The 12843-nt window shown below is 61.9% G+C and carries 15 protein-coding genes; 11 read left to right on the top strand and 4 right to left on the bottom strand.

The genetic code is table 11. From position 1 onward, the window contains the following. The first annotated feature begins 59 nt into the window (after nucleotides 1–59). From bufB to ACFQDL_RS24185, 7 genes are all read left to right on the top strand, one after another. Nucleotides 60–953 (top strand): MNIO family bufferin maturase, encoded by an 894-nt coding sequence (gene bufB, locus ACFQDL_RS24215; protein WP_379911249.1) that lies wholly within the window; start codon nucleotides 60–62, stop codon nucleotides 951–953. Further along, nucleotides 950–1312, top strand: coding sequence for an HvfC/BufC N-terminal domain-containing protein (locus tag ACFQDL_RS24210; protein ID WP_379911248.1), 363 nt, complete (start codon nucleotides 950–952; stop codon nucleotides 1310–1312). The genes bufB and ACFQDL_RS24210 overlap by 4 nt, the downstream gene beginning before the upstream one ends. Beyond that, nucleotides 1227–1586 (top strand): hypothetical protein, encoded by a 360-nt coding sequence (locus ACFQDL_RS24205; RefSeq protein WP_379913507.1) that lies wholly within the window; start codon nucleotides 1227–1229, stop codon nucleotides 1584–1586. The genes ACFQDL_RS24210 and ACFQDL_RS24205 overlap by 86 nt, the downstream gene beginning before the upstream one ends. Before the next feature lie 7 nt (nucleotides 1587–1593). Next, complete coding sequence (locus tag ACFQDL_RS24200) at nucleotides 1594–1770, top strand: hypothetical protein (RefSeq protein WP_379911247.1); 177 nt, start codon at nucleotides 1594–1596, stop codon at nucleotides 1768–1770. Nucleotides 1771–1772: 2 nt separating this feature from the next. Beyond that, nucleotides 1773–3299 carry an FMN-binding glutamate synthase family protein gene (locus tag ACFQDL_RS24195; RefSeq protein ID WP_379911246.1) on the top strand — a complete coding sequence of 509 codons (1527 nt, stop codon included), beginning with the start codon at nucleotides 1773–1775 and terminating at the stop codon, nucleotides 3297–3299. A 35-nt stretch (nucleotides 3300–3334) separates the two neighbouring features. Beyond that, nucleotides 3335–4270 (top strand): YeeE/YedE thiosulfate transporter family protein, encoded by a 936-nt coding sequence (locus ACFQDL_RS24190; protein ID WP_379911245.1) that lies wholly within the window; start codon nucleotides 3335–3337, stop codon nucleotides 4268–4270. Nucleotides 4271–4441: 171 nt separating this feature from the next. Continuing rightward, the gene (locus tag ACFQDL_RS24185) at nucleotides 4442–4927 is read left to right on the top strand and encodes a hypothetical protein (protein ID WP_379911244.1); all 486 of its coding nucleotides are present in this window, start codon (nucleotides 4442–4444) and stop codon (nucleotides 4925–4927) included. A gap of 345 nt (nucleotides 4928–5272) precedes the next feature. On the opposite strand, the gene ACFQDL_RS24180 is transcribed toward ACFQDL_RS24185, so the two are convergent. After that, nucleotides 5273–5491, bottom strand: coding sequence for a hypothetical protein (locus ACFQDL_RS24180; RefSeq protein WP_379911243.1), 219 nt, complete (start codon nucleotides 5489–5491; stop codon nucleotides 5273–5275). Further along, complete coding sequence (locus tag ACFQDL_RS24175; protein ID WP_379911242.1) at nucleotides 5488–5772, bottom strand: cyclic nucleotide-binding domain-containing protein; 285 nt, start codon at nucleotides 5770–5772, stop codon at nucleotides 5488–5490. Before ACFQDL_RS24175 ends, ACFQDL_RS24180 begins: the two co-directional genes overlap by 4 nt. Nucleotides 5773–6000: 228 nt before the next feature. Here ACFQDL_RS24175 and ACFQDL_RS24170 point away from each other — a divergent pair, with 228 nt between their 5' ends. Continuing rightward, nucleotides 6001–6984 carry a Bug family tripartite tricarboxylate transporter substrate binding protein gene (locus ACFQDL_RS24170; protein ID WP_379911241.1) on the top strand — a complete coding sequence of 328 codons (984 nt, stop codon included), beginning with the start codon at nucleotides 6001–6003 and terminating at the stop codon, nucleotides 6982–6984. 20 nt (nucleotides 6985–7004) lie between these two features. On the opposite strand, the gene ACFQDL_RS24165 is transcribed toward ACFQDL_RS24170, so the two are convergent. Next, the gene (locus ACFQDL_RS24165; RefSeq protein ID WP_379913301.1) at nucleotides 7005–7553 is read right to left on the bottom strand and encodes a hypothetical protein; all 549 of its coding nucleotides are present in this window, start codon (nucleotides 7551–7553) and stop codon (nucleotides 7005–7007) included. Continuing rightward, on the bottom strand, nucleotides 7547–8200 hold the full coding sequence (locus tag ACFQDL_RS24160) for an ROK family transcriptional regulator (protein ID WP_379911240.1): 654 nt from the start codon (nucleotides 8198–8200) through the stop codon (nucleotides 7547–7549). The genes ACFQDL_RS24165 and ACFQDL_RS24160 overlap by 7 nt, the downstream gene beginning before the upstream one ends. Before the next feature lie 385 nt (nucleotides 8201–8585). Here ACFQDL_RS24160 and ACFQDL_RS24155 point away from each other — a divergent pair, with 385 nt between their 5' ends. The 3 genes from ACFQDL_RS24155 (at nucleotide 8586) to ACFQDL_RS24145 (ending at nucleotide 12824) form a co-directional block, all read left to right on the top strand. Further along, nucleotides 8586–9155, top strand: coding sequence for a tripartite tricarboxylate transporter TctB family protein (locus ACFQDL_RS24155; protein WP_379911239.1), 570 nt, complete (start codon nucleotides 8586–8588; stop codon nucleotides 9153–9155). 16 nt (nucleotides 9156–9171) lie between these two features. Further along, nucleotides 9172–10662 carry a tripartite tricarboxylate transporter permease gene (locus ACFQDL_RS24150; RefSeq protein ID WP_379911238.1) on the top strand — a complete coding sequence of 497 codons (1491 nt, stop codon included), beginning with the start codon at nucleotides 9172–9174 and terminating at the stop codon, nucleotides 10660–10662. Between the two features lie 92 nt (nucleotides 10663–10754). After that, nucleotides 10755–12824 carry a metallophosphoesterase family protein gene (locus ACFQDL_RS24145; protein WP_379911237.1) on the top strand — a complete coding sequence of 690 codons (2070 nt, stop codon included), beginning with the start codon at nucleotides 10755–10757 and terminating at the stop codon, nucleotides 12822–12824. Nucleotides 12825–12843: the final 19 nt, after the last annotated feature.

Below are 12843 nucleotides of genomic sequence, written 5' to 3'. Positions count from 1 at the left end.
GTTGGGGCGATCGCGTTCCGAATCGCCCCAACCGCTCCGATATCTTCAGGAGATTGCCGATGAACCCTCTGATACCTGTCAAGCCCGTGCCAGCCGTCAACAGCGCCATTCCGGTCGATGCCGGGATAGGTCTGCGCAGTCCCCATATGGAGGCGCTGTTGCAGACGCGTCCATCCGTCGGCTGGCTTGAAGTCCACTCCGAGAATTTCTTCGGCAACGGTGGGGTTGCGCTCCATTATCTGATGCAGGCCCGCGAGCACTATCCGGTGAGCCTGCACGGCGTGGGCCTGTCACTGGGTTCCACCGACCCGATCAGCCAGCCGCATCTTCGCCTGTTGCGGCAACTGATCGACCGGGTACGACCGGGACTGGTATCGGAGCACCTTAGCTGGGGTGCAGTATCCGGCATCCACTTCAACGACCTGCTGCCGCTGCCCTACACCGAAGAAGCGCTGGATCATTTCTGCCAGCGGGTCGATCAGGCCCAGGAAATCCTGGGGTGGCGCCTGCTGATCGAGAATCCGTCCAGTTACCTGCGCTATCGTCATTCAACCATCCCGGAATGGGAGTTTCTGGCTGCAGTCGCCGAACGCACCGGCGCCGGCATTCTGCTGGACATCAACAATATCTTCGTGTCCGCCTTCAATCAGGGTTTCGATGCCGAAACCTATCTGAAGGCCATCCCGGCCAGCCGTGTCGGGGAGATCCACCTGGCCGGCCACAGCCGAAAACAGTTCGACGACGCTGAGCTGCTGATCGACGACCACGCCTCGCCGGTCTGTGATCAGGTCTGGTCCCTGTACCGCCGTGCGCTGAGGTGGCTGGGACCAAAACCGACCCTGATCGAATGGGATGCCGAGCTGCCGCCCCTGCCGGATCTTGTCGATCAGGCGCGGCTTGCCCGTGATTGCCTGAACCGCGCCGCGACAAGGCGCCGGGAGACCTGCCGATGAGCGCTCTTAACCGACTGCAACGGGCCTTTGCCGAAGACCTTTGGGGCAGCGACCTCAAGCACCTACAGGGGCTGATTCCCGATGGACGCCTGCCCGCCGCCCGGCTGCTGCAGGTGTACCGCAACAATTTCAGGATTTCCCTGACCGAGGCGCTGGAAGCCGTTTACCCGGTCATGCAACGCCTGGTGGGCGCGGACTTTTTCGCTACCTGGTCGACCGGTACCTGCGCAACCATCCCCCGCCTGCGGCGACCTCACTCAGTTCGGCGACCGGATGGCGGCCTTTGTTGCCGGTTTCCAGCCAGCGGCCAGCCTGCCCTACCTTGCCGACATCGCCCGTCTGGAATGGGCCTGCCATGAGGTGTTCCATGCCCCCGGCAATGCCGCCGTCGCTCTCGACGCGCTGAGCCGCATGCCCGCAGACGATCTGCCCGGCCTGCGATTCCATCTGGGGCCGGCCTGCCGCCTGCTGGCGTCCGATTTTCCCGTCTATCGCATCTGGCAGGCCAACCAGGCCGAGGTCGACGAGCCGGCAACCATCGACCTGGACCGTGGTGGCGAGACGGTACTGGTACTGCGCCCGCAATGGGCGGTTCAGCTCTGGGCCTTGCACCCCCGGCCGGGCGCTTGTTGACATCGCTATGGCGGGGCGAGCCCTCGGCGAGGCCGTCGACCAGGCGCTGATGCTCGATGGGACCTTCGACCTGCAACCTCTGCTGTCCCGCTATCTGGCCTCCGGCGTGCTGATCCCGCTGTGCGATTGTGCCCCGTCCCCGATACCTAGCCATCCGTACCCGGTACGACCGGAAGGAGCCTGACCATGATGTCCCGCGAAACCTTTGATCTTGTGCATACCGTTCTTTCCACCCTGGCCTATCTGTTCGTGCTACTGGTGGGACTGGCTGTGCTGGCACTGCTGGTGGTGTACCTGCTTGACGTGACCCAGACCCGCCAGGCGTTGCGGCGCAACTATCCGGTGGTGGCCCACTTCCGTTATGTCTTCGAACATCTCGGCACTTTTCTCCGGCAATACTTCTTCGCCATGGACCGCGAGGAAATGCCCTTTAACCGGGCCCAGCGCAGCTGGGTGTATCGGGCCGCCAAGAATGTCGATACCACCCAGGCGTTCGGATCCACCCGGGATATTCACCAGCCCGGCGCCCTGATCTTCGTCAACTGCCCGTTCCCGACGCTGGGCACCGACGCCGCACCGGTGGGCACCGTTACCATCGGGGTCGGTTGTCGCCACCCGTACGCCGCAAGTTCCCTGTTCAACATATCCGGGATGAGTTACGGGGCACTGTCGAAACCGGCCGTCCAGGCGCTGTCGCGCGGCGCGAAGCTGGCCGGTTGCTGGCTCAACACCGGTGAAGGCGGCCTGTCGCCCTGGCACATGGAGAGCGGATGCGACCTGGTCTTCCAGATCGGCACGGCCAAATACGGCGTGCGTGATGCCGACGGCAACCTGTGCGATACCCGGCTTCGGGAGATTGCCGCCCACGATCAGGTGCGGATGTTCGAGCTCAAGCTGTCCCAGGGCGCCAAACCCGGCAAGGGCGGTATCCTGCCAGGCGCCAAAGTCAGCGCAGAGATCGCGGCAATCCGCGGTATCGCGATCGGACAGGATTCCATCAGTCCCAATCGCCACCCCGACATCAACAGCGTCGATGACCTGCTGGACCTGATTGCGCGGATAAGGCGGGTAACCGGCAAGCCGGTGGGGTTCAAGTGCGTGCTGGGAGCCTACGGCTGGCTGGATACCCTGTTCACGGCGATCCAACAGCGGGGAATCGAATCGGCACCGGACTTCATTACCCTCGACAGTGCCGACGGCGGTACCGGTGCCGCGCCCACCAGCCTGATGGACTACATGGGGCTGAGCATCCGTGAGAGCCTCCCGCTACTCGTCGACCGGTTGCACCGCTACAACCTGAAATCGCGCATCAAGGTCATCGCCTCGGGCAAGCTGATCAATCCGGCAGAAGTGGCCTGGGCGCTGTGCATGGGCGCCGACTTCGCGGTCTCGGCACGGGGCTTCATGATGGCCCTGGGCTGCATCCAGGCACTGCAATGCAATCGCAATACCTGCCCCACCGGCATCACGACGCACAATGCGCGTCTGCAGAAAGGGCTCGACCCCGATCACAAAGCGGAGCGCGTGCGTCACTACGTGCACAACCTCGTCCATGAGGTCGGTGTCATCGCCCATTCCTGCGGCGTCAGAGAGCCCCGCGAGCTGCAACGCTATCACTGCCATCAGGTGATGGAGGGTGGCCGCAGCCGGGCGCTGGACGAAATGTTTCCGTTACCTGCGGCCACGTCCGAGCCGGTCAAAATGCTGATTTAACGGAATTGTCGACCGTCCACCCGGGAGGTTTCGCCATGTTGTTGTTGCTGAGTGCCCTTCTGCTGGTTGCGGTTCTGGGGTATCTGACGCAGATCACCGGCCTGTGCCTGGTGCGCGGTGTCAGGGAATGGTCCCAGGGCCGACCCGAGGTGCTGATTTCGATTCTCTGCTGTGGGGTGCTGGTCTGGGTGGTCGCGTCTATTGCGCCTTACGTCGGCGCCACGATTCCCTTCCTGGTGTTCAAACCCGGTCCCGGGTTTGCGATCGGCGGCTTCATGTTCGGGCTCGGAACCGCCTTCAACCAGGGCTGCAGCATCTCGACCCTCAGCCGACTGGCCAGCGGAGAGCTGAGGATGCTGACGACTCCACTGGGCTGGATTGTTGGCTGGTTCACCCTGACCTGGTGGCAACCGGATCTGCACGTGACGGCGCTGCCCGGACCCGACAGCCTGCACTTCGCGATTCTGTTCACAGCTTCCTGCGGGCTCGCCATCAGGGCACTGCGGGGTGACCGGTCGCGACAAAGGCTCTGGTTCGGCATGATGGGAATCGGTCTGCTGTCGGGGTTGCTCTTCCTCTACGAGCCGGGCTGGTCGCCCGGCAGCCTGATGCAGGAGCAGATAGCGGCAGCGCTGAATGGCGACGTCCATCCGCCGCCCCCACTGCCCCGCTATGCGCTGGTGCTCGCCCTGCTCGTCGGCATGTCCCTCGGCGCCCACCGGCTGAAAAAGCTGCAACTGCGCTCGACCACCGTCGGCCCGCTGTTTCTGCACCTGCTGGCAGGTACCCTGATGGGCGTCGGCACGGCGCTGGCGATGGGCGGCAACGACTCCCAGCTGCTGCTCGCGCTGCCCGCTTTCTCACCGGCAGGCTTTCTCACCGTCGGCTGCATTCTGGCCGGTATCAGGCTGGGTCTTTTTGTACTCGACTTGCATCATAAAAGCGGAAGCCCGCAGGTGGAGAGGCGCTGAATTGAAATCTGCTGGCCGGGAAACGCGACCGAGCGACGCGACTGCTGGATGCTTCAACGGTCGGTCCATCCGGCAAAGTGCCGGATTTGGCGGTTTACTCTAGACCCAGGTTGCGACTGCGATTCTCTGATCCGAAGACCCCATCCAACCCAACAGTGCATGGAGGGAATGATGAAACAGCGAAAATTCGACAAAGTGCATAACGATACGGCTTTGTTGCGGCACTCGATCAGAGCGGCGGCAGCACCCCGAAGGTATTCCGTCTTTACGGCATTCCCGAAGCCAAATATTCGGGCGACGATGAGATGTCCGACAAAGTCCATCAGATACGGACAAGAAACATCACCAGCCCGCGTTCGACTGCAAGCGGATCCTCGGCTCGATCCTGTTCGAGAACCCGATGGTCCGCCAGATTGGCGGCAAGCCTACGACGAAATATCTCTGGGAAGCAAAGCAGGTCGTGCCTTTTCAAGGCCGACATGGATCTGGCGGCGGAAGGAACGACGCGAATTCAACGCCGAAGTGCGACGCCTGCCAATGCAGCCTGAAGGTATTCTTGGAATACCCAAAACGGCAGAAGAGTATATCGATGCTTTGGACAACGCCGGCCTCAGCATTTTCGCGTCAATATTACGTGAAGACAAGGAACTCATATAATAACAAGCAAACTACTGTATTCTACCAGGCCTCCTGCAATGCATTTGCCCGTAACTGGGATCCATCTCAGGTAAATCAATGTACAAAACCAGGATCCTTCAGCGGCCGCGCCCGGCACACAGCGGCCTCCGCTGTAGCACGCTATTAATTGAGAGAAAGTTGGTAGGACGGGGATTCAGATAATAAGTGCGACACTCATTGTTGAGCGGCGAGAGGTGGTCAACTGCCCCTCAAAGGTGAGGTTTCGTCAGGCCTCCCTGGAGTTCGTTTTCGCAGTGTTTGCCGCTGCCCTCTTTTTCCCCAACCATCTATGCGCCCGGATCAGTTCGCCTCGATGGCCGCGGGCTAACGCCTACCGCCAGTGCTTTTCCGGCCAAGCATTTCGATAATGTCGCCTTCCTGGGCGATCGTACGCGCCATCTCCCGGGCAAGATTCAGCATCAAAATGCCAAAGTCACCGGGAGCATCCTGGTGCAGGGCGAAAAACTGATCCGACGAAATCTCCAACACCAGGCTCTCCGCCTCGGCGACTGCGGTATTCATCCGATCGTGCAATGCGATCATCCCGGCAAAGCCAATCTGCTCCCCGGACTGAAGGTTCTGACCGCAACGGGCAGGCTGTCGTAATTGCGATACAGTACGATCTTACCCGCGCACAGCACGAAAAACTCCTGCACACGACTTCCGCTCCGGTACAGGATGTCACCCTCGGACAGTTGCAGGATACGGCCGCCTTCCAGCAATCCTCTTACCGTCTCCTCGGTGATTGCACCGAAGGTGGACAGCGTGCCAAAGTATTCAGGCGGATAGCGCTGCAATAGTTGTGGCATGGAGATCGTCTTCACTCTTTCACCCCCACCGGCTGACCCAACCTCAGTCCAAGCATAGCCAAACCACTTCCAGATCCACCGCCCCCGGTTCCGAACCTTTCCCGGCCATGCTGGTCGACCTGTTGACAATAATCTGCACATTTCGTTGCTTACTGTAATCAAAATAAGTAGACTGAAATCGCGTGACCGACAATAACAATCGCTGCGGTACCGACCCGCAGCCCAGACGCAGGTACGAAAATAATGAAGTTATTCGCCTCCAAGGTCTTCCAGGCCGTGGCGCTGGCGGCAACGCTGGCCTTCGCCGGCAATGCCGTTGCCGACTATCCCGAGAAGCCCGTAACACTGGTTTCGCCCTATGGCCCCGGCGGCGCTGCCGACCTCGCCGCTCGCACACTTGCCAATGCCGCCAGCCAATACCTCGGTGAAGACATGATCGTCGTCAACAAGGTTGGCGCTGCTGGCGTCACCGGCTCGACCTTCGTCTCGCGTTCACGGCCCGACGGTTATACCCTGCTGCTGGCCCGCGTCGGCTCCCAGGCGGCGGTGCCCGCGATCAACCCCCGCATCCCCTACCGCTGGAACGACTTCACCTTCCTCGGACTGCTGGAGAAGAACCCCTTCGTGCTGACGGTCGGCACCGACAGCCCCTACCAGAGTTTCGATGACCTGCGTCAGGCGCTGTCCGAGGGCAAGTCTCTCAGCTATGCCTCGACCGGTATCGGCTCGCTGCAGCACATCTCGATGATCATGCTGCAGGGCGAACTCGGCCTCGACAGCAACAGCTTTACCCATATCCCATACAAGGGCGGCGGCAAGGCAGTGGCTGCGGTCGCCGGCGGCCATGTCGATATCTTCTTTCAAAACATGTCAGGCGTGATCGCCGGCATCGAATCGGGTCAACTGAGGCCCTTGCTGATCACCACCGACGCCCGCTCGGCCCAACTGCCCGACACGCCGACGGTGGCCGAACTCGACATGCCGAACCTTGAACAGGTCGTCGGCTGGAGCGCCCTTTACGGCCCGCCAAACCTGCCGACGGAGATCGTCGATAAGTGGCAGGCGGTGCTACAACAGGTGAGCAAAGACGAACAGTGGCAACGGCAGACAAACCAGCTCAACTCCATCCCCTTCGTACGCGACGCGGCTCAGACCGAGAACTTCGTCCGCCTCCAGTACGACCTATTCAAGGCGATCGTCGATCGTTACCAGCTCGCGATCAACTGAGTGAACCCGCCCTGCGCCGCTCAGCCGGCCAGGGCTTCCAGCGGCAGGTTGCGGGTGGCGATGAACTCGTTGAGCGCCAGCAGCCGCGCCGCTTCCTGACTGCTCATACTGCTGATCCGCAACGGCAGGCTACTGTCGGACTCCAGGCAGCTTTTGCGCACCCCGACGCTGTAAGCCTCGACGCCTGCTAGGGGGCCAGCCAGGATAATGGTCTCGGGCCGTAGCAGGCGCCAGATAACATCGATCATCCGCCCCAGAATCTGGCCCGCATGCAAGAAGTGCGTGTTGATGCCCGCCTCGCCGCGGCCGGCACGCGCCACGACCTCCACTAGCTGCTGCGCCACCTCCTTGCTGGACAGCTCCGGGCTTTCCGGATCCAGCCCCAGCGCGCGCATCACCGCCCGACCTCCGGCCAGTTCGTCCAGCGTTTTCAGCTCATCTGAAGATGATACGGTCCCGGACTCCGAGACCCGTAGATCCCCAACCAGCGCCGCGGAGAAATCGCGTCCGCGACGGATATGGTTGTCCAGCAGCAGGCTGCCACCGAGCCGCAACGATGCATTCACCACCACCACGTTCTGACAACCCTTGGCGATGCCGAAACGGGTTTCCCCAAGTTGATTGAGTTCGGCAAGTTTTCTAGCGCCACCGGCAGATCCAGCATCCGTGCAAGCCGCGGCCCGATGTCCAGATCCTTCCAGCCCAGCGTTTGGGAATCAAGCAGGATGCCACGGGCGGGATCCACGGCACCGGCCGTAGCGACGCCAGCACCGAATATCCGGGCATGATCGACGCCGCTGTCCGCGATTATCTGCTGAGCCGTTTCGGCGACGGCGGTCAGCACCGGCTGGGGGTCTACCAGGCATTCGATTTCGAGCGCCCTTTCGGCGATCAGATTGTTGTTTAGATCGGCCAGCGACACCACCTGGGCGAAGGCGTTGATGCCGATGCCCAGTACATAACCGCCACCGGGATTCAGCGACAGCTCCACCAAACGCCGGCCTGAGCGGCTGCTCGGCAGTTCCTTGGCTTCGACCACCAGACCGGCATTGATCAGATCCCGGGTGATGCGGGACACAGATGCGGCGGTGAGGCCGGTACGCGCCGCGATCTCGGTACGGGGCACCGGCCCGTTGAACAGGATTTCGGAAATGACGCGACGGCGGTTGCTTTGCCCCAGATCCCCGCGTGAGCGGTCATTCGACTGATCGGACACAGACCAAAAACCTTATTTAGTTACGTTAAGGAATCAATTCTAGTACGCGCACTGCCTGAGCACAAACCGACAGCAATTCGTGTATCGATGGCCGATCCAGAATGCCATTTCCAGCAGGATTAAGTCGCAGCGGACAAACGCATGCTTTTGTTTGCTTACTGTAATCAATAGTGGTAGTTTTAATACTGCCAATAACAACAAAACGGCCCTCCTGGCCCGGAGACAGATTCCGATGAACCGACTACAGACTCCCCACCCGCCCCCTGCCCACTTTCGAACCAGGCCTTCGCCCCGTTAGCTCCAGTGCCGGCAGACGCCGACGCGGTTGGGGGAAGGCCATCGGCCTTCCCTCTCTTTTCGAACAAGCTATGGTTGGAGTGCGTAGATGAATCTCGAATTACCGAAAGCGGTCGTGAGCGTTCCTGGACGCTCAGCGGACCGATTGCAGGGGACATCCCCAATGAAACCTAAATCCGACCTGGTCGTAGGACTGACGGTCGTGGCGTTGGCGATTACCGGCCTCGCCTGGCTGATCCCGGCCGGTATCACGCTGCCGGGCAGTGAACGCTCGGTACTGCTGTCCCCCGCCTTTTGGCCGAAGGTGCTCTTCTGGCTGCTGCTGGCGATGGGCCTTACAATCATTCTGGGCGCGCTCCGCTCAGGTCGCGCAGCGAAGTCACAGAACACCGACGGCTTGCTGCCGCTGACCCGGATCAGCCTGCTCAAGGGCCTGGTCTTCATCGGCGGCCTCTTTGTCTACTATTGGGTCATTCACTGGATCGGAATCGTGCTGGCATCGACGCTGATGCTAATCGGTGCCATGTGTCTGGGCGGCCAAAAACAGTGGCTGCCGATGCTGCTGACCGCGGTGTTGCTGCCGCTGGCGGCCTACCTGTTCTTCGTCCACGTCGCGAAGATCCCGATGCCGTTGGGCATTTTCGAACAGTGGCTTTGAGGCTGGAGGTGACACCATGATCGAACAGTTCACCGACGCCCTGCTGCTATTTTTCAGCGTCGACAATCTGCTGGCGCTACTCGCTGGCGTGATGATTGGGACTATCACCGGCGCCATTCCGGGCATGACCACCCCGATGGGGGTCGCCCTAGTGCTACCGTTCACCTTCAGTATGCATCCGGTGACCGGCATCCTGATGCTGCTGGGGGTCTACAAGGGCGGTCTCTACGGCGGCTCAATCACCGCCATCCTGCTGAAAACGCCGGGAACGCCCGCTGCCTCCTGCACCGTGCTGGATGGCTTTCCAATGGCGCAGAAAGGACAGGCCCGCCGAGCGCTGGACATGGCACTGTACGCCTCCTGCTTCGCCGACTTCGTCTCCAACCTGTCGTTGATCCTTCTAGCGGGCTTCCTGGCCAACTTCGCGCTGCAGTTCGGCCCGCCCGAGTTCTTCACGTTGATCGTCTTCGCGCTAACCATCATCGCCGGGGTGTCCGGCGACCGGTTGGCGCTTGGCGTCACCTCGGCTTGCCTCGGCCTGTTGCTGGCGACCGTCGGGCTCGACGGCATCTACGGCACCGACCGCTTTATTTTCGGCGAGTACGAACTAATGTCCGGCCTCAACTTCATTCCCGTACTGATCGGGCTGTTTGCACTGCCGGAAATCATCAACTTTTACAGCCAGCCGCTGGGCAACAGCGTCGTGAGTAGCGCCTTGCAGGGCGCCAGCGCCACCTTTGCTGAGTTTCGCCGCTGCTTCAAGTCGATCCTGCGTGGCAGTCTGATCGGCGTCGTGCTCGGCGCCATTCCGGGTATCGGCGGTGCCCCCGCGGCCTTCCTCTCCTACAGTGAAGCCAAGCGTAATGCGAAAAATCCCGACGCCTTCGGCAAGGGCGAGATCGAAGGCGTGGCTGCCGCCGAAGCGGGCAACAACGGCGTTGCAGGCGCCACCATGATTCCGTTGCTGGCGCTCGGCGTACCGGGTGACGTGATCACCGCGGTGATCCTCGGCGCTTTCATGATCCACGGTCTCAAGCCCGGCCCGATCATGTTCCAGCAGAACATCGACATCATCTACGCGCTCTTCATCGGTATCATGCTCAGTTCGGTCTACCTGTTCCTGATCGGCAAGCTGTCGATTCGCTATTTGAGCCGGATCTCGGATATCCCCAACCGGATCCTCTACCCGTCGGTACTGGTGCTCTGCACCTTCGGCGCCTATGCCGTCAACAGCAGCCTGTTCGACGTGCTGGTAATGCTGCTGCTCGGATTGCTCGGCTTCGCCATGCTGCGGCTCAACGTGCCCACAGCACCTTTCCTGATCGCCTTCGTGCTGGGCCCACTGCTCGAGGATAACTTCCGTCAGTCACTGTTGCTATCCCACGGCTCGCTGGGCATTTTCTGGACCAGCCCCATCTGCCTGTTCTTCTGGGGCCTTACCCTGCTGACCCTAGGTTTCAGCCTGCGCAATCACTTGCGACGGCGACCTGCTGCACCTTCCGCCTGATACCGATGCGTTAATTCCGGGATGGGTGCCGTACGGCGGCGCCCGAAGGCGGCTGCGCGCCCCCGTCCCACCCAACCACGACTGGAGACATCATGAACAACGTCGACCCGAAACTCGGCCGCAAGCTCTTTTCCATGGTAGTGATGGCCGACACCCACCTCAATCAGGGCGAAGACACCTGCTCGTCGCCGTTCGAGGTGAATCGCCTCGCTAACAAGCGTATGCGCTATGTGGTGCGCGACGTCAATCGCATCGCGCCGGACTTCGTCATCAATCTTGGCGACCTCATCCATCCAGTGCCGTCGCTGCCCTCATACGGCGAGGCGGCACGGCAGTTCCTGCACCAGACCCGCGCGCTGAACTGCCCGCAATACCTGGTACCGGGTAACCACGACGTCGGCGACAAACCGATCAACTGGGGGCCGGCCGGCGTCGTCTGCGACGACTACCTCGACCTCTGGAAGGAATTCTTCGGCGACCACTACTACGCCTTCGAGCACCAGGGCTGCCATTTCATCGTCATCAACGCCCAGTTGATCAACAGCGGCCTGGCCGACGAGACACGCCAGCGCGAATGGCTCGAGGCTTATCTCGCCGAGCACCCCGGCGCGCGCTTCTTCATCAATACGCACTACCCGCCTTACATGACCGAACGCGACGAAGTCGAACACTACGACAACATTGCCGAGCCCGGCCGTTCCTGGCTGCTGTCCCTGCTCGAGCAACACCGGGTCGAGGCGTTGTTCGCCGGTCACGTGCACAATTTCTGGTACCACCGACACCAGGACACCGACTGCTACCTGCTTCCGTCGACCGCCTTCGTGCGCCAGGACTACAGCGAGATGTATCGCATCGAGCCGGGCGATCAGGGCGGCCGCAACGACCTGCCCAAGCTCGGCTACTTCGTCGTCAATGTCTACGAACGCGGCCACGCCTGCCTGATGCAGCGCACCTACGGCGAGGCCCTGGAACCGGACGCCGCGGTCGGTATGACACAGCCGCGCGTCACGCCGCTGCACACGGTCGAGAACACGCGCGCGCCGCTGGGATTCGACATGCGCCAGCCCTGGGCAGAACTCGTCGAGATCCCGCCCAGCGGCGCACTCGACGAGTTCAGCCGCAAGCGGGTCCGCAACGACTATCCGTTGCTCGCGCTCTGGGAAATGGGCGTGCGCAAGATGCGTCTTCCGCTGGACGACCTAACCAGCACCGAGGTCGTCGAGCGCATCGCGACGCTCAGGCGTTTCGGGCACGAATTCCAAGTGTTTGGCTTCGAGGTCCCGCAGGGGCGGCAGTTGCTAGCCCTGGTCGAGCACCAGGACCTGCTTAGCGGTTGCGAACTGGCATTCGCCGACGCCGATCTCGAGCGCGTCGCCGACGCGCTGCGTTCGCTGAAACGGGACCTGCGACTTCCGCTGTACCTGTCGCGCCTGCGTACCCGGGAGGACATCGAAAGCGGCGGCAGCAAATACTACCACGTGATCAATCACGGCTACACGTCGGAGGACGGCTCCCGTATTCGCACCAGCATTACGGAAGGTCCGCTGCGGGGCCTGGTGGACGGACTGGTCTTCCGACTCGACCCCGGCATGGAATCGGCGCCGACACTGGCGGCCATCGACGAATTATGCCGGACACTGCAATTGCAGGCCTCGATTCACCTGCGCGTCAGCGACGCGAGCCCCGCGGACGTGCGCGACGACGACCTCGACCTCGCCAACCGCATCGCCGAAACACTCTGCGCCGCGCTTGCGCACCCGGCGCTAGGTGTTTACGTCGACACCTTCGCCGACGTCGATCGCGGCTTCTTCCGCCGCAACGGCGTCACCGACCGTCGCGCCAACCCGCGCCTGGCCTTCCACGTCGTCAAGCACCTGTACGCCGCGTTGAACGCCGACCCTGCCGAATTGCGGCCGGCCGGCATCGACGCCGCCGACGGCTGGCGGCGGATCCTTCTCACCGCAGACCGCAAGCGTTACCAACTGCTGTTACCGCAACCGGGGTGCATGCCCATGCAGTCGGTGGCAGAGTGCACCGGCGTGGCCTTCCGCCTGCTGGACCTCGCCAGCGGTCGCTACCATCCGGTCGACCGCCACTCGGGCAGGCTGCACTGGGCCTGCCAGGCCACGGGCCCGGTCCTGCTCGAAGAAACCCAGAGCTGAATCCATGGGGCATCCCGCC

Origin of the sequence: Marinobacterium aestuariivivens, from assembly GCF_042661465.1 — a bacterium.
GTDB lineage: Bacteria > Pseudomonadota > Gammaproteobacteria > Pseudomonadales > Balneatricaceae > Marinobacterium_A > Marinobacterium_A aestuariivivens.
Note: the sequence above shows the minus strand (reverse complement) of the source record. Positions and strands in the feature narration are given on the sequence as shown.

Bases quoted from the DNA above. Each gene is read 5' to 3' on its own strand.
- ACFQDL_RS24150 (WP_379911238.1), top strand. From the start codon at position 9,172: ATGATCGAACAGTTCACCGACGCCCTGCTGCTATTTTTCAGCGTCGAC.
- ACFQDL_RS24190 (WP_379911245.1), top strand. From the start codon at position 3,335: ATGTTGTTGTTGCTGAGTGCCCTTCTGCTGGTTGCGGTTCTGGGGTAT.
- ACFQDL_RS24145 (WP_379911237.1), top strand. From the start codon at position 10,755: ATGAACAACGTCGACCCGAAACTCGGCCGCAAGCTCTTTTCCATGGTA.
- ACFQDL_RS24170 (WP_379911241.1), top strand. From the start codon at position 6,001: ATGAAGTTATTCGCCTCCAAGGTCTTCCAGGCCGTGGCGCTGGCGGCA.
- ACFQDL_RS24200 (WP_379911247.1), top strand. From the start codon at position 1,594: ATGGCGGGGCGAGCCCTCGGCGAGGCCGTCGACCAGGCGCTGATGCTC.
- bufB (WP_379911249.1), top strand. From the start codon at position 60: ATGAACCCTCTGATACCTGTCAAGCCCGTGCCAGCCGTCAACAGCGCC.
- ACFQDL_RS24210 (WP_379911248.1), top strand. From the start codon at position 950: ATGAGCGCTCTTAACCGACTGCAACGGGCCTTTGCCGAAGACCTTTGG.
- ACFQDL_RS24205 (WP_379913507.1), top strand. From the start codon at position 1,227: ATGGCGGCCTTTGTTGCCGGTTTCCAGCCAGCGGCCAGCCTGCCCTAC.
- ACFQDL_RS24195 (WP_379911246.1), top strand. From the start codon at position 1,773: ATGATGTCCCGCGAAACCTTTGATCTTGTGCATACCGTTCTTTCCACC.
- ACFQDL_RS24155 (WP_379911239.1), top strand. From the start codon at position 8,586: ATGAATCTCGAATTACCGAAAGCGGTCGTGAGCGTTCCTGGACGCTCA.
- ACFQDL_RS24180 (WP_379911243.1), bottom strand. From the start codon at position 5,491: ATGATCGCATTGCACGATCGGATGAATACCGCAGTCGCCGAGGCGGAG.
- ACFQDL_RS24185 (WP_379911244.1), top strand. From the start codon at position 4,442: ATGAAACAGCGAAAATTCGACAAAGTGCATAACGATACGGCTTTGTTG.